This window comes from Halohasta litchfieldiae, from assembly GCF_002788215.1.
In the GTDB taxonomy this organism is placed as follows: domain Archaea; phylum Halobacteriota; class Halobacteria; order Halobacteriales; family Haloferacaceae; genus Halohasta; species Halohasta litchfieldiae.
This window is the reverse complement of record NZ_CP024845.1, coordinates 778,423-791,602: the sequence shown is the minus strand read 5'-3', so window position 1 is coordinate 791,602 and position 13,180 is coordinate 778,423. Positions and strand designations below refer to the sequence as shown.

The window sequence follows — 13,180 nt, the reverse complement described above, 5'->3', positions numbered from 1 at the left end:
CTGGTTACGCATGGCCCTCGTCGACCCGTACTTTCCGAACCGGCCCCCGACGTGGAGCGAACTACTGATGATCGTTCTCGCCGCAGGAACACTCCTCCCGAACATGATTGCCGATATCGATTCGGTGCCAACGGTCGCTATCGCGTTCTTCTTGTCGACTGCCGCACTTGCGACCGAGAGAATCGAGGAGTGGTTCCACCGTATCGGGACCAGCGGGCGTGGCCTCCTCATCTTGAGTGTCTTTCTCGGAACGTTCCTGATTGCATTGCTGGCCCCCGGTCTGTACACGCTCTTCAACGACACTGTGACCGGGATGTTGCTGGCAACGATCCTGTATTTCGGGGCGTTCCTCGCCCGGGAGCGGACGGTCTCCGGCTGGACGACGCCGGATGCGTTCGAGTGATTCGACCGCCCGACAGCACGGATGGGTTTCTTAGGGCTTGCAGACGACCGCTGTGATATGCAACTCGGCATCGTCTCCGATACCCACGACAATCTCGATCACGTCGACCAAGCCGTCTCGTTTTTCGAATCCGAAGACGTCGACCGCGTTATCCACTGCGGCGACATCGTCGCCCCGTTTTCGGCGACCCCCTTTGACTCCGATTCCTTCGAGTTCTACGCCGTTCGCGGGAACAATGATGGCGAATGGGCACTGTCAAACGTGGTCGACGAGTTCGGCACGTATCTCGGCGAGTGCGGCCAGTTCACCGTCGATGGGGTCTCCATCGCTGTCTATCACGGCACCAACAAACTGCTCCGAGAAGCACTGGTCGACAGCGGCGAGTACGACTACGTGTTCCACGGCCACACCCACGAGCGAGCTATCGAAAGCCGCAATGGGACTGTCCGCGTCAATCCCGGTGGGCTGCCGATTCCCGGTGCTGACGACGCGTTTTACGTCGCTACGCTTGACACCGAGCAGTCGGGTGTCGACGCGATCACGCACCACAAACTGGGGTAGTTGGTCGTCAGGTGTGGCCCCTACATTCAAGCAAGCGCCGCGTCGACAGGGCGTATGTCGACTGTGCCGACACGAACACTGCCGAGCGGCGACGAACTCCCACTGGTCGGATTTGGTACCTACGACATCGACCCGGGCACCACGACAAAGGCTGTGCGAACAGCTCTTGAGGCGGGCTACCGCCACGTCGACTGCGCAGAGGGATACGGGAACGAACGCGAAGTCGGCGAGGCCCTCGCGGAGTACGACCGCGAGGAGCTGTTTGTCACCTCGAAAGTCGTGCCGAAACACCTGCACTACGAATCCCTTATTTCAGCCAGTCATGATTCGCTAGATCGATTAGGCACCGACTACCTCGATCTGTATCTGATCCACTGGCCGAACCCCGCGATTTCGCTGCGCGAAACGCTGTCAGCGATGGCCCATCTCGTCGACGAGGGTCTCGTCCGTAACATCGGTGTGAGCAACTTCACCGCCTATCAACTCAGGTTTGCCCGGCAGATTGCCGACGTGCCGATTGCGACGAACCAAGCTGAACTTCATCCGTGGTTCAAACAACCGGAACTCCGGGAGTATGCCGCCGAAACCGATCTCCAACTGACTGCGGCGGCCCCGCTGGCCCGAACAAAGGTGTTCGATGACCCCGTTGTTCAGGATCTCGCGGAGAAATATGGCAAAAGCCCAGCACAGATCGTCATCCGTTGGCAAATTCAAAACGGGATCGCGACGATTCCGCGGTCGACCACGCCTGCACACATCCAATCAAATCTGGCAGTCACTGACTGGGAACTGACGGCCGAGGATGTCGACCGAATCAAGACGATTGATCGCCGGGAGCGACAGTATATGGTCGACCCAACTCATCCACGGTACGGTATCTCAAAATAATATATAGACGTTGAACCGTCTTGCAAACTTTATTTTGCCTTCCATCTATAGATAATAATTAGCTAATCATTAAGTAATGATTGTTCATTCTGAATAGTGGAGCGTACGCAATAATGGCAACACAGGTAATTTGGATCATCGCGGCAGTGTTAGTAACGTTCACCGCTGGGTATATGTGGTACTCACGATACCTCTCACAGTTCATCGGACTGGACGAGGAGGCAGAAACACCTGCTCATAAGTACGAGGACGGACAGGAGTACGTCCCTTCGAAGAAGCCGGTTCTGTTAGGCCATCACTATTCGAGTATTGCGGGCGGTGCACCGATTGTTGGCCCAATCACAGCAGGCGCGGTGTGGGGATGGGTGCCCGCGCTGTTGTGGATCGCCATCGGCAATCCGCTAATGGGTGCGGTCCACGACTTCGTCTCGCTGTCGGGATCGCTCCGTCATGAGGGGAAATCGATCGGCTACATCGTCGGCGAGTACGTCGGTGAGGGGGGCAAAAATATGCTGCTGTGGTTCGCCTTCCTTACGATTGTCCTCGTCGTGGCGGTCTTCGCCTTAGTCGTCGGGATCGTATTTAACGCCTATCCCGAAGTGTCGACGGCCTCTTCGATCTATATCGCATTGGCACTCGTCTTTGGGGTGTATCTCTACCAACTTGATGGCCCGTTCCTTCCCGGCACTGTCGTCTTCGTCACCGGTGTATTCGCGGCCGTCTGGGTCGGAATCAACTACCCAATCGCGCTGTTCGAGCCAACCGCCGAGCGGACTGCCGATATCGGGGTGACAGTGTTGCTGAGCGGTGCTGGCGACTGGGTGCCCGGTGCGGCGGCCCTCGGTGCGAACACCGCAGCTTGGATTCCTATCGTCATGGTGTATGCGAGCATCGCCAGCGCGCTCCCAGTGTGGGTGTTGCTCCAGCCGCGAGACTACCTGTCGTCGTTCCTGCTGTACACCGGAGTCGGCGGCTCTGTCGTGGCGATCATCGTCGGGACGATCTTCGCCACCTCATCGGAACCACTGGTGATCGACTCCTCGATGGGGGCGTTCAACGGCTTCTGGGGCGTTGAAGGCGTCTTCCTGCCGCTGTTCCCACTGCTGTTCGTCACCATCGCCTGTGGAACGATCAGTGGGTTCCACTCGCTGGTTTCGTCGGGAACGACTGCCAAACAGTTGAACAAAGAGACTGATGCCCGGCTAATCGGCTACGGCGGCATGCTCGGCGAGGGCCTGCTTGCGGCGGTCGCACTGTCGACGCTCGCGGTGTGGGGCTTTGCAGACTCCGCGGGCGGGATCGGCACTGCCCTGCCAAACTTCGCCTCCGGCGGCGGCGTTATTCTCACCAGTCTTGGCATTCCTGAAACAGTGGGTGCGGTGTTCATGGCGCTCGTCCTCGTGAGCTTCCTGCTCACCTCTACTGACACCGCAGTTCGACTCGGTCGGTACCTGATGGAAGAGATCGTCGGCCTGCCTGCTGGCCAAACCGATACGGGGCTCAACGCCGACATCGGCTCGATTGCCCGTGGTCGGTACACCAACCCACTGATTCAGGTCATTCCGGCCTACCTGCTTGTCGTCTCCGGCCAATGGGTGACGCTGTGGGCGCTGTTCGGCGGTGCCAATCAACTGCTGGCAGCACTGGCATTGTTGACCGCAACCATTTGGCTCGCCAACTGGGACGACGCCAAACAGCTGGTGTCGACCGGCGTCCCAATGGCGATTATGACTGTTACGACCATCCTCGCGCTTGCATGGCTCGTCTTCTACGAAAACCTCTATGCGAACCTCTATCTCAACTTCACCGGCGCGCTCGAAGAGCCACTCGCTGGCGAAGCAATCGCCTCCTCGATTGTTCAGGCGGCCTTGGGGCTGGTCCTGATTGGACTCGCACTCGGGTTGGTCCGGCTTGGCTACTACAACATCCGTGAGGTCCGGTATGACTCGGACTCACCGGCTGTAGAGCCGAGCGACGACTAAGTTCGCTGCTGCTGTTTTTATCGCTACTGCCAGAACCGCTTGGCGAACCGTGAGAGAACTCCCTCATCGGGCGTCGACACGTCATCCCACAGCTGGAAGGCGGCGGCAACGTCGGCGACCTCGCTTGCGACAGACTGCTCGGCGTCGGGGGCGACCACGACGAGATTCACGTCGTAGTGGCCGTAGTAGCCGAATTTGAGCAGTGTTCGGTCCCGGAATCCCTCGACGTAGTCGACGACGGCGTCTGGAATCTCCTCGGAAATGAGGATGAACGTGATATCTGTGCCGTAATGTTCCTCGTCGGCGGTGATCCACTCGTCGGCGAGGTCGTGGCCGAGATCGACTAGTCGATTGAGTTCGTCGACTGTTGGGTGGTCCGACCGGCGGACCAGCAAATACTCCTCGGACTCGTGGTCGCCGTAGCTCAGGGCGGGATGGAAGAACTGCTTTTGGCTTTTTACGCGCATCTCGCCGTAGAGGGCCCACTGCTCGCCGTGGAGCGTGTAGTCTTTCTGGAGATCGTAGTTGTACAGCAGTCGACCGGCGACGCGGTCGAGATACTCGTCGTCGAACTCGGGGACCGACTCCCGAATTGCAGCCGGTAGTTCCTCGGCGTCTCTGCTCACAGTTCGCCATAACAGCAGGTGGGTTAAAAAGGCCAGCGGGTGATTTTAAGTTGTTTTCGAATAAACACGTATATTAATGACCGAGAAACAGACCGAGGCCTGTGGCCGCTGTTCGATGTCGACGGTGGTCACTGCGGTCGGTGACGAGGAGGCCGCCGACGAGCGGGACCCATTCGGCGAGAGCCGGATCGAAGTCGAGGAGTCGGAACTCCGGCGGATCTCACCGGAGGCATGGATGGGTCGACTCACGTCACGTCTCAACGAAATCGCCCGCAAACTGACCTACGGTCGGTAACCGTCTACAATAAACAGTATCAGGACATCGTTAGCAGATACGTCAGCGAGAAGATCACGATGGCGGCCGTCGCGACATTGATAGCGTCGAACGCCACCACATCGAGAAACGAGAGCCCGCCGACAATCGTCCACCCGAACATCGTCGACAGGATCGCGTTGATCGCAAGCAACACACGAGGGTCGCCATCCGAGGCGGCGGCTCCCTCGCTGAATCCCTCGGTGTCACCATCGCTCATAGGTCATGGTCTTTTTACCAACACTTAGTTTTTGGCGCTGGCAGGCCAACCGCCTGTGTGCAACTCCCCAACCGTGACGGCGTGGCCGTCGACCCGGTCCCGTTTGTCGTCATCACCGGACTGGCAGCCCTGTTGATGCTGTCGTTCGGTCCCCTCTATGGGCAGGCCCTCGGGCTCTCGCTGTCGACTGCAATCGCTGGCTCCGTCTGTCTCTCGGTTCTTGCCGCGGTGAGTGCCTACTACCAGCAGGTGTGGACCGCCCGCCCCGATATGGTGGGCGAACTCCCCGCCGGAGCGCGTGGCGAACGCCTGTTTTATCTGATGGCTATCCTCGTGGTTGTTATCGTCGCGCTTGCGATTCCGCTTTTCATCTGACCACCTGCTACTGCCGGGTGGAGTTATACCGCGCTGGACCAATTGGTCAGTCATGCGTGAGGTAGCACGATCACGGTTCGTCTCGGCCACCCCGGCTGAACTCGATCACCTACTCACTCCGCGGCGACTGGTCGAGTACGAAGGGAGTTTCAGCGTCGACTCGGTCGACGAGCGCAACGGTGAGACAGTCGTCACTGCGAGTGGTCCCGGACTCCAGTTTCAACTCCGGTTCGAATCACGGGCCAATGGCTACTACTACGAACAGGCTGGCGATCTGGGGCCGTTCGAGGCGATGGAAACGACTGTTACTGTCGACCGCGAAAACGAGGGCTCGCAAGTCACGATGGAGTCACGGGTCGCGCTTTCGCTATCGATTCCGTTTGCCGACCGGATCGCTGGCTGGAAACGCCGCGGCGAACTCGACCGGGCACTCGATACCCTCGCAGCTGAGTGCTGAGAGTAGCCGCAGACGGCTGTGCGTCGCTGACACACAGCACTAGCGGGATTTGTAATGGTTGAGAATGATACTGTCAGTCATGGGATTGATCGATTCAGTAACGGCGGCGTTCGAATCCCCATCGCCGAGCGACCGCCCCGACGACGGCTCAAAGAGGGCCTACTGGTGTGATGACTGCAACAATCGGATTCGGGATGTCGACATCAACGGCGAGCCTGTGTGTCCGGACTGCGGCGACGAAATGCGGTTCGAGCGGTCGACCGGCCGCGACTGTGCCTGCTGATCAGTAGTGGCGGATGACGGTCTCCTCGCCAGCCTCAGTCGGGAACAGGTCGTCGACTGACTGTTCGCTCTCACCAGTAGCGAGTGCCTCGGTTAGTGCATCCCGGAGGGCTTCCTCGTCGTACTCCGTCCCAATGAAGACGAGTTCGCTTCTTCGGTCGCCGTGTTCGTCATCCCACTCCAAGTCGGGACGGTTCGAACGGTACATCTTCCGGTCGACTTCGGGGAGGCTAGCGATCCACGGCCCTTGGGCGGTGGCTCTGATCGACGGTCCAGCCTGACTCATCGTGATCCGTGTTTCGCAGCCAGCAAGCCAGACAGTGCCTTTCGCGCGGACGATTTCGGGCGGGAGATTCTGGAGAACGTCGGCGAACCGTTCGGGGTCGAACGGGTGGCGTCGACGGTAGGTAAACGAAGAGACGTTGTACACCTCGTCCGGGTGGTGGTGGTGGTCGTGGTGATCGTGATCCCCGTTTGCCGCGTCAAGTGCACGTTTCCACCCCGGTAGATCCGCTACTGCGGTCTCCTCGAATCGGTCGACGCCGAGCAGGCGGTCGAGGTCGACTGCCGAAAACTCCGTCCGAATCGTCTCCGCGTCAGGTTGGAGTGCCCCGACCAGCGACTTGGCCTCCGCAAGTTCCGACTCGGTACACTGGTCAGCCTTATTCAGCAGGACGATATTCGAGACTTCGATCTGTTCGACCAGCAGATCCGACAGCGGGCGGTCCTCGTCGCTTCCCTGTCGCTGGGGCGCGGAGTCGCCGCTGAAGCAGTCCAGAAAGCGGCGCGTATCCAGCACGGTGACGAGGGCGTCGACATCGTACAGCGCAGCCACGCGGGACTCGGTGGTGAACAGTCGGGCGACGGGGGCTGGCTCGGAGATGCCGGATGATTCGACGATCAGGTGGTCGAACGACCGGTCTTGGGCCAGTCTGACAACCGCGGTTTCGAGATCATCCTGTAGCTCACAGCAGATACACCCATTGGAGAGTTCGGTCACGCCGTCGTCGAGATCCAACTCCGAGCCTTCGGCGACCAGATCGGCGTCGACGTTGACCTCGCCCATATCGTTGACTAACACGGCGAGATCGCGGTCGCCCGCGGTCGACAGCAGCTGGTTGACCAGTGTCGTCTTTCCCGCGCCGAGACTCCCTGAGAGAATAGTCACCGGGATCGATCCGCTCATAGGCGACGTTCGGACCACTATCAGTTAAAATACAGTCACAAATCGGGGTTCCGCCGCGATAGGTTTTACATGCACTCATCCGTGTGACAGTATATGACACTCGCCGAACGGATCGAATCATTTCGCACAACGCTCGAAGAGTGGCTTCGGGGCCTCTACCACGGGATGATCACCCACCCGGCCTACGAAAAGATCGAAAAGGAGGCCGAAGACACCGAGGATGCGTTCATGCTGGCGTGTTTCCCCGATGCCTTCGGGATTCCCTCGCCAGTGTCCTACTACACGGCTGAACTCTTGCCCTACCTCGAAGACGAGTTTGAGGCGTGGGAACGTCGACTCTGGGACCGAGGGTCGTACGTCGAACGCAAGGGCCAGCAGTACCACTTCTAATGGAGCCGTTCGTCTTCTTCGGCGGCAAAGGCGGCGTCGGCAAAACGACCGTCTCCAGCAGCTACGCCCTCAAATGCGCCCGCGCGGGTCACAAAACGCTGGTCGTCTCGACTGACCCCGCCCACTCAGTTTCGGATGTATTCGACCAGCCGTTCAGTGACGATGCCCAGTCAGTCGACGGAATCGAGAACCTCTGGGCGATGCAGATCGATCCCGACGAAGAGGTGACCCGTCATTTAGATGAGCTCCGGCAGGGGCTCTCCGAGCAGGTCTCAACGGCGATGGTAAACGAGATCAACCGTCAGTTGGAGATGGCCCACGGGACGCCAGGAGCCTACGAGGCCGCCCTCTTTGATCGGTTCGTCGACGTAATGCGCAACGCTGAGCCCTACGACCGGGTCGTTTTCGACACCTCGCCGACCGGCGGCACACTCCGCCTGCTCGGGTTACCGGAACTGTTGGAAGACTGGGTCGACCGCCTGATGCAGAAACGCAAGGTAAGCATCGACCTCTTCGAGAAGGCCGCCGTCGGGAACAACGAAGCGCGGCGTGTGATGGAGGGCGACCCGGTGCTCGCACGGCTCGAAGAACGCAAAAACTTTTTCGAGTTCGCTGGCCGGACCCTCCGGGAGGACGCTGCCTTCTTTCTCGTGTTGAACCCCGACGAACTCTCGGTCAACGAGACGGCCCGTGCCATCAGTCAACTCGACCAGAAGGGATTGGCAGTGCGTGGCCTCGTCGCCAACAAACTGACGCCTGCGCCCGACCCCGACGAGAGCGGTCGCGGGGCGCGCTATCTCCGGGACCGGATCGAGACCGAAACCGAGCGACTCGACCGCGTCCGAAGGGAGTTCGAGCCGCCCTTGGTCGCCGAAATCGAAACGAGGGTTTCAGAGATCAAAGGTGATTTTTTGGACGAACTCGCGGACGAGGTCGACATCGAGACCACGGTCGAGGTACCGACACAGACCCAGTAATCAGCAGGCATCGAGATCGACGACCGAGTCGTGTTTGGCGTCCATTGCACACTCGACGATATTCCGATTGGCCGTCGACAACTGTTCGTTGCTGACAAAGTATTCGGCGACGTAGCCGTTGAATGCCCGACTCGATCCGGCCGCACCGATCCGCACCTCACTCCCGAGTTCGGCGACACCATCTCCATCCGAGCCGCGGTTCTCACCATTTATAAAGACGGTGCCGCGCTCGCCATCGGTCGTATGGGTGATGATCGCCCACTCGCCGTCGGTCGTTATTTTGGCTGCCGGGCCGGGATCGGCGTGCCACTCATCCGCCCGGGAGCTTTCTCGTGGCTCGTCGGACTGCCGTATCTCGATGGCCGAGTCGGCTCCATCGGCTGCGCCAATCGCGTACAGGCCGCCGTCTCGGTGATTCTTGTCGACCACATACACCAACATCGTCACCGTCAGTCCGGAGTCGTTGCGTACCGACATTGCATCCGGCGTCGCGTCGATCGTCAGTGCGGTGTGTGAGCTCCCAGAGAACCGGACTGCCTCAACGCCGTCGACGACCGCCCACTCGGGAGCCTCGTCGGTTGGCGTCGCTGCGAAGCCGTTGCTGCTTTTGTCCTGCCACCTCGTGACGGGCTCGCCGGGAGCGAACCCACGGCTCTGTGAGGCATCGAGCCACAGCACACAGGGGAATGTGCCGTCAGTATACCGTTCGTTTGCGGCTCTGTCTTCGGCGAATTCGGCCACATCGCGGGGGTCGAACTCCAGCGAGTAGCTGCACTCGCCGTCGTCCACAGGCACTGTCGTCGACTGGCCAACCAGATCGATGTAGCCGAACGCGACCGCGCCAACGATCAGGCCGATAATCACAACGAATGCGAACAGAAACGTCGTCTCCAGCGGGACGGCCGCCCGTCTCTCATCCCGAACTCTTGGCCCAGTCATGCGTATTCGAGTCGGGTCATTGGAGTTCCAGCAATATCACTGTGAGCAGCATAAATAAGTTGTTATGAATACCCGGCTCGACGCCTGTTTGTGAGATGTGTGGGCCGAGTTACTCGATGGTGAACTCGCGTTTGTCGGCCACGGCGTCGGCCTCCTCGAACTCGCCGCCGCCGAGTAGGCCGCGGGCGGCCTTTTTGCCCCATTCGACTGCTGGCTGGGTGAACGTCGACACCCCGGCGAGTTCGCCATACATCACGGTGGCGGCCTCCATCGCGTACATCAGTTCGCCGATGCCATGTGCGTCGACCGCGTCGACTTCGATTCGGATATTCGGTCGGTCCTCCGCGGCGAGACTGGCCTCGGTGGCCTCGAACTCGGCATCCAAGAGGTCGCCGAGTCCAGCGCCGCCGAGATACGACAGGCCTTCGAGATCAGTTTCTGGAATGTCAATATCCTCGCGCTCGCGGGGTCGCACGAGGGTGACGAGTTTGTCGCGTGGGCCAGCGCGGTAGAGCTGGAGTTGGGAGTGCTGGTCGGTCGCGCCGAGTGCGCGGGCGGGAGTCTGGCCCAGCCCTTCCTTGCCGAGGCTCTCGGCCCACAGTTGGGCGAACCATTCGGCGAAGTATTCGAGGGATTCGGCATACGGCATCATCGCGTTGGTCAGCGCACCGCGCTCGGCCAGCGCGTAGGCAACCGCGCCGTAGGCATACCCCGGTGAGTCCTCCAAGGACCCCGACAGCTTGTCCATCTCGCTTCGGGCCCCTTCGACGACGCCTTCGATGTCGATACCCTGTAGTGCGCCGCAAGCGAGGCCGACAGTCGACAGTGCCGAAAACCGACCCGGAACACCATCGGGGACTCTGAGCGACGGGAGGTCGTGTTTGTCGGCCAGATTCCGTAGGTTGCCCTCGTCGCCAGTCGTGACGAAGGTCTGTTCGGTCCAGTCGACGCCTGCATCCTCCATCGCCTCACGGACGACGAGGAAGTTCGCCAGTGTTTCGGCGGTTGTGCCGGAGCGAGAAACGACGTTGAGAACCGTTTCGTCGAGAGGGAGTGAGTCGAGGAGCGCCGCGGTGTCTTCGGGGTCGACGTTATCGAGGAAGTGGGCCTCGACGTCGGTCTGGTCGGCGAGGGCGTCGGAGATGGTGGCCGCGCCGAGGGCGCTGCCACCGATCCCGACCGTGAGGACGGCTTCGGGAGTTCCGAACGGTTCGAGTGCGGATCTGATTTCGTCAGTGTCGACGGTCTGGGGGAGGTTGAGGGCGGCGTAGCCGTGTTCCTCGGCCTCTCGACCCTCCTCGATTCGGTCGTGGGCGATGGCCACGCGGTCGTCGAGGCGGTCCAGCGTTTGCTCGGTGATGCCGGGACTGGTATTCAACACGTTTCCAATATCCAGATACATACGCATATGCCCGTTCGGCTACCGTAAAGTCGTTACCGTCTGTCTAACCAGTCGACTGTCGTTCTGAACCACAAACAGTGATCCACGATGTTTAATTTCGGTGACCACCTATCGCCACCAATGGCAGATGGCTATCGCGGCCTGTTCGGCGCGTTTCCCTACGCGTTCAGACACGGCGACTCGCGCATCTTCAAACTGTACGTCATCTTCGGCGCGCTTGGAGCAATCTTCATCGGCGGCCTGTTTACGCTCAGTCTGGTGGTCTGGATCGGCCAGACAGCCAGCAGTCCCGGCGGCTCGCTGACGCTCTCACGGACGTTCATTGCGGTTGTTGGCCTCTTTGCGGCCGGGCCGCTGCTCGCGCCAATTCTGCTCGTCGCTCGCAAACACCGTCGGGGATTTTCGTACCACCCGCGGTACGACACAATCATGGCACTGCTGGGCGTCGGCTTCCTGCTGTCGATCTACGTCGCCGCCATCATCTCGATTCCGGAGTGTTTCGAACTCGATGGCGAGCAGATCTGCCGTGACCCCGCCAGTGGCCTCTTTGGCCCGATTGTAAACATCCTCTATCTCCTGCCGCAGATTGCCGCAGTTGGCCCGCCAGCCATTATGATGGGCGTGATGGCTCTCGGTCACTACCTGCTGTCGCGCTGAGCGCTGGGTACAGCAGCAGAATACGCAGCCAGATGACGAAACGCCGAAAGCCCTCCACCACAACCATCCTGTATGACTGACGACGAACAAAAAGAAAGCACGTTTCTCGTAACCCACGCCGACGACGAGTCGGCGGTGGTGAAAGACGTCCACGACGGACAGGTCCACACGCTGGCCTCGAACCCCGGCGTCGACGTCGACGACGCTATCGAGGGCACTGTCGCGCCGGCCCCACCGCTTGAGCTGTCGTGGCAGTTGGTCGACATCGAAGAACGCAGACCCCTCTTAATCGAGGAAAGCGAGGAGCCGCCGACGGTCCAAGAACGAGAGCTGGCGGCCGACCAGCCGGTCGGCGAGCTCACACGAGAGCCACGGGCGGGAATCGGTGAAATTCACGTGGTGACCGTTCCTGAAGACGGGACCACCGAGGCAGTTGCAGATATCGTCGACGACCGCGAGGGAACGCTGTCGCGGGCGGCGCGACTGGGTGTCAACCGCGTCGAAATTCGGTCCGAACCCGGCGTGGTGAGCATTCGATATCTGCCGTAGTTAGTCGCTGTTGGTGACCGCTGCTATCTGACTGCTGTCTCTTTTGTAAACAAACAGTCCCACGTTGACGAAAATCCCGGCGGCGAGTAACCCCCAGTTGAACCACGCCGCGTTGTACCAGACGAGATCGAAGCTGATTGATTCGAAATACAGTGGCCAGAACGGCTCGACCGCTTGGGCGATGTCGGGGGCCGACAGCATATCCGCAAAAATGTGGCTGAGTCCGGCGATCCAGACAGCGAAGAAACCGAAGCGATAGCTGTCACGTGTCTCCTCGATTCGGAACCAATCGCTCCCCCCAACCACTCTCTCAAGGAGTGTCCCGACAACTGGCCCGACAATCGTAGCGAGAACCGTCACCGCGAGGACCGTATGGAAGATCCCGTGATGTCTGATCGTCCGAAAGAGTCGACTGAAAACGAGATCCAGATCCGGTCCGAGCCCGAACGGGAGCCCTGCGAGTACGAACGTTGCTGCGGGTTTTGTCTGGTCGAACACAAGCCACGTCGGAGCCAGCCACAGCAGTGTCATACCCAAATGGCCACTGATGTCGACCATTGGAGTGTTGCGTTATCGAAATCGCCGAATAAGCCGAAGCAGCAGCGACGTTGCGGTTCCGATCCCGGGAATACGAGACGACAGCACGGCGGCTCCGAGGAGGACGAGTCCACTCTTTGGTCGACCACGAGCGAACGCGAGGGCGGCGTCGACGAGGGTCGAGACGATGCTGATTTTGTTTACCGATTGGAAGGAAGCGGTAGTCATGAGGGATACAGCATTGGGTGTCGAGACGCAAAAAGATGGTCCCGCAGTCATGTTCGTCGACAGGTAGATATCGTTGAGTGATTCACCGTCCACGCCGCAGAGATGGGTCGGCTACCACACAGTTCGATCAACACGTATATACGACCGACGACGCCATGTCTATATGCGAACGTCATGCTGCCGGTCAGGTTTCGATAACCATGCGGTC

The 13,180-nt window shown here is 60.0% G+C and carries 19 protein-coding genes; 12 read left to right on the top strand and 7 right to left on the bottom strand.

Annotated features, from left to right (window positions below):
* The first annotated feature begins 10 nt into the window (after positions 1–10).
* The 4 genes from HALTADL_RS03985 (at position 11) to HALTADL_RS03970 (ending at position 3,834) form a co-directional block, all read left to right on the top strand.
* A complete protein-coding gene (locus tag HALTADL_RS03985) occupies positions 11–403 on the top strand; it encodes a hypothetical protein (RefSeq protein ID WP_089672815.1) in 393 nt (130 codons plus the stop codon).
* Between the two features lie 57 nt (positions 404–460).
* Positions 461–964 (top strand): metallophosphoesterase, encoded by a 504-nt coding sequence (locus HALTADL_RS03980; RefSeq protein ID WP_089672814.1) that lies wholly within the window; start codon positions 461–463, stop codon positions 962–964.
* Between the two features lie 54 nt (positions 965–1,018).
* Positions 1,019–1,852: an aldo/keto reductase gene (locus HALTADL_RS03975; RefSeq protein WP_089672813.1), complete on the top strand. Its 834-nt coding sequence runs from the start codon at positions 1,019–1,021 to the stop codon at positions 1,850–1,852.
* Between the two features lie 113 nt (positions 1,853–1,965).
* Entirely contained in the window at positions 1,966–3,834 is a 1,869-nt protein-coding gene (locus tag HALTADL_RS03970) for a carbon starvation CstA family protein (protein WP_089672812.1), read from the top strand.
* 23 nt (positions 3,835–3,857) lie between these two features.
* Here the strand turns inward: HALTADL_RS03970 and HALTADL_RS03965 are convergent, their stop codons facing one another.
* Complete coding sequence (locus HALTADL_RS03965) at positions 3,858–4,460, bottom strand: hypothetical protein (protein WP_089672811.1); 603 nt, start codon at positions 4,458–4,460, stop codon at positions 3,858–3,860.
* 76 nt (positions 4,461–4,536) lie between these two features.
* Between HALTADL_RS03965 and HALTADL_RS03960 the strand changes: the two genes are divergently transcribed.
* Entirely contained in the window at positions 4,537–4,755 is a 219-nt protein-coding gene (locus tag HALTADL_RS03960) for a hypothetical protein (RefSeq protein WP_089672810.1), read from the top strand.
* Between the two features lie 19 nt (positions 4,756–4,774).
* On the opposite strand, the gene HALTADL_RS03955 is transcribed toward HALTADL_RS03960, so the two are convergent.
* Entirely contained in the window at positions 4,775–4,993 is a 219-nt protein-coding gene (locus HALTADL_RS03955) for a hypothetical protein (RefSeq protein ID WP_089672809.1), read from the bottom strand.
* 57 nt (positions 4,994–5,050) lie between these two features.
* Between HALTADL_RS03955 and HALTADL_RS03950 the strand changes: the two genes are divergently transcribed.
* From HALTADL_RS03950 to HALTADL_RS03940, 3 genes are all read left to right on the top strand, one after another.
* Positions 5,051–5,368: a hypothetical protein gene (locus tag HALTADL_RS03950; RefSeq protein ID WP_089672808.1), complete on the top strand. Its 318-nt coding sequence runs from the start codon at positions 5,051–5,053 to the stop codon at positions 5,366–5,368.
* Between the two features lie 52 nt (positions 5,369–5,420).
* Complete coding sequence (locus tag HALTADL_RS03945; protein ID WP_089672807.1) at positions 5,421–5,825, top strand: polyketide cyclase; 405 nt, start codon at positions 5,421–5,423, stop codon at positions 5,823–5,825.
* Between the two features lie 79 nt (positions 5,826–5,904).
* Positions 5,905–6,108 carry a hypothetical protein gene (locus HALTADL_RS03940; RefSeq protein ID WP_089672806.1) on the top strand — a complete coding sequence of 68 codons (204 nt, stop codon included), beginning with the start codon at positions 5,905–5,907 and terminating at the stop codon, positions 6,106–6,108.
* Here HALTADL_RS03940 and HALTADL_RS03935 read toward each other — a convergent pair whose 3' ends face one another.
* Positions 6,109–7,293, bottom strand: a complete 1,185-nt coding sequence (locus HALTADL_RS03935) for a CobW family GTP-binding protein (protein ID WP_089672805.1) — start codon at positions 7,291–7,293, stop codon at positions 6,109–6,111.
* Positions 7,294–7,386: 93 nt separating this feature from the next.
* Here HALTADL_RS03935 and HALTADL_RS03930 point away from each other — a divergent pair, with 93 nt between their 5' ends.
* The gene (locus HALTADL_RS03930) at positions 7,387–7,683 is read left to right on the top strand and encodes a hypothetical protein (protein ID WP_089672804.1); all 297 of its coding nucleotides are present in this window, start codon (positions 7,387–7,389) and stop codon (positions 7,681–7,683) included.
* Complete coding sequence (locus HALTADL_RS03925) at positions 7,683–8,660, top strand: ArsA family ATPase (protein ID WP_089672803.1); 978 nt, start codon at positions 7,683–7,685, stop codon at positions 8,658–8,660. The genes HALTADL_RS03930 and HALTADL_RS03925 overlap by 1 nt, the downstream gene beginning before the upstream one ends.
* On the opposite strand, the gene HALTADL_RS03920 is transcribed toward HALTADL_RS03925, so the two are convergent.
* Complete coding sequence (locus tag HALTADL_RS03920) at positions 8,661–9,599, bottom strand: LamG-like jellyroll fold domain-containing protein (RefSeq protein WP_089672802.1); 939 nt, start codon at positions 9,597–9,599, stop codon at positions 8,661–8,663.
* 109 nt (positions 9,600–9,708) lie between these two features.
* Positions 9,709–11,001, bottom strand: a complete 1,293-nt coding sequence (locus HALTADL_RS03915) for a glucose-6-phosphate isomerase (RefSeq protein WP_089672801.1) — start codon at positions 10,999–11,001, stop codon at positions 9,709–9,711.
* Between the two features lie 120 nt (positions 11,002–11,121).
* On the opposite strand from HALTADL_RS03915, the gene HALTADL_RS03910 reads away from it, so the two are divergent.
* Positions 11,122–11,658, top strand: coding sequence for a hypothetical protein (locus HALTADL_RS03910; protein WP_089672800.1), 537 nt, complete (start codon positions 11,122–11,124; stop codon positions 11,656–11,658).
* Between the two features lie 72 nt (positions 11,659–11,730).
* Positions 11,731–12,207, top strand: a complete 477-nt coding sequence (locus tag HALTADL_RS03905) for a DUF5812 family protein (protein ID WP_089672799.1) — start codon at positions 11,731–11,733, stop codon at positions 12,205–12,207.
* On the opposite strand, the gene HALTADL_RS03900 is transcribed toward HALTADL_RS03905, so the two are convergent.
* Together HALTADL_RS03900 and HALTADL_RS03895 are read right to left on the bottom strand one after the other, a co-directional pair.
* Positions 12,208–12,738 carry a metal-dependent hydrolase gene (locus HALTADL_RS03900; RefSeq protein ID WP_265472942.1) on the bottom strand — a complete coding sequence of 177 codons (531 nt, stop codon included), beginning with the start codon at positions 12,736–12,738 and terminating at the stop codon, positions 12,208–12,210.
* Positions 12,739–12,777: 39 nt separating this feature from the next.
* Complete coding sequence (locus HALTADL_RS03895) at positions 12,778–12,972, bottom strand: hypothetical protein (protein ID WP_089672797.1); 195 nt, start codon at positions 12,970–12,972, stop codon at positions 12,778–12,780.
* Positions 12,973–13,180 lie beyond the last annotated feature (208 nt).

Bases quoted from the DNA above. Each gene is read 5' to 3' on its own strand.
- HALTADL_RS03985 (WP_089672815.1), top strand. From the start codon at position 11: ATGGCCCTCGTCGACCCGTACTTTCCGAACCGGCCCCCGACGTGGAGC.
- HALTADL_RS03980 (WP_089672814.1), top strand. From the start codon at position 461: ATGCAACTCGGCATCGTCTCCGATACCCACGACAATCTCGATCACGTC.
- HALTADL_RS03975 (WP_089672813.1), top strand. From the start codon at position 1,019: ATGTCGACTGTGCCGACACGAACACTGCCGAGCGGCGACGAACTCCCA.
- HALTADL_RS03970 (WP_089672812.1), top strand. From the start codon at position 1,966: ATGGCAACACAGGTAATTTGGATCATCGCGGCAGTGTTAGTAACGTTC.
- HALTADL_RS03960 (WP_089672810.1), top strand. From the start codon at position 4,537: ATGACCGAGAAACAGACCGAGGCCTGTGGCCGCTGTTCGATGTCGACG.
- HALTADL_RS03955 (WP_089672809.1), bottom strand. From the start codon at position 4,993: ATGAGCGATGGTGACACCGAGGGATTCAGCGAGGGAGCCGCCGCCTCG.
- HALTADL_RS03945 (WP_089672807.1), top strand. From the start codon at position 5,421: ATGCGTGAGGTAGCACGATCACGGTTCGTCTCGGCCACCCCGGCTGAA.
- HALTADL_RS03940 (WP_089672806.1), top strand. From the start codon at position 5,905: ATGGGATTGATCGATTCAGTAACGGCGGCGTTCGAATCCCCATCGCCG.
- HALTADL_RS03935 (WP_089672805.1), bottom strand. From the start codon at position 7,293: ATGAGCGGATCGATCCCGGTGACTATTCTCTCAGGGAGTCTCGGCGCG.
- HALTADL_RS03930 (WP_089672804.1), top strand. From the start codon at position 7,387: ATGACACTCGCCGAACGGATCGAATCATTTCGCACAACGCTCGAAGAG.
- HALTADL_RS03925 (WP_089672803.1), top strand. From the start codon at position 7,683: ATGGAGCCGTTCGTCTTCTTCGGCGGCAAAGGCGGCGTCGGCAAAACG.
- HALTADL_RS03920 (WP_089672802.1), bottom strand. From the start codon at position 9,599: ATGACTGGGCCAAGAGTTCGGGATGAGAGACGGGCGGCCGTCCCGCTG.
- HALTADL_RS03915 (WP_089672801.1), bottom strand. From the start codon at position 11,001: ATGTATCTGGATATTGGAAACGTGTTGAATACCAGTCCCGGCATCACC.
- HALTADL_RS03910 (WP_089672800.1), top strand. From the start codon at position 11,122: ATGGCAGATGGCTATCGCGGCCTGTTCGGCGCGTTTCCCTACGCGTTC.
- HALTADL_RS03905 (WP_089672799.1), top strand. From the start codon at position 11,731: ATGACTGACGACGAACAAAAAGAAAGCACGTTTCTCGTAACCCACGCC.
- HALTADL_RS03900 (WP_265472942.1), bottom strand. From the start codon at position 12,738: ATGACACTGCTGTGGCTGGCTCCGACGTGGCTTGTGTTCGACCAGACA.
- HALTADL_RS03895 (WP_089672797.1), bottom strand. From the start codon at position 12,972: ATGACTACCGCTTCCTTCCAATCGGTAAACAAAATCAGCATCGTCTCG.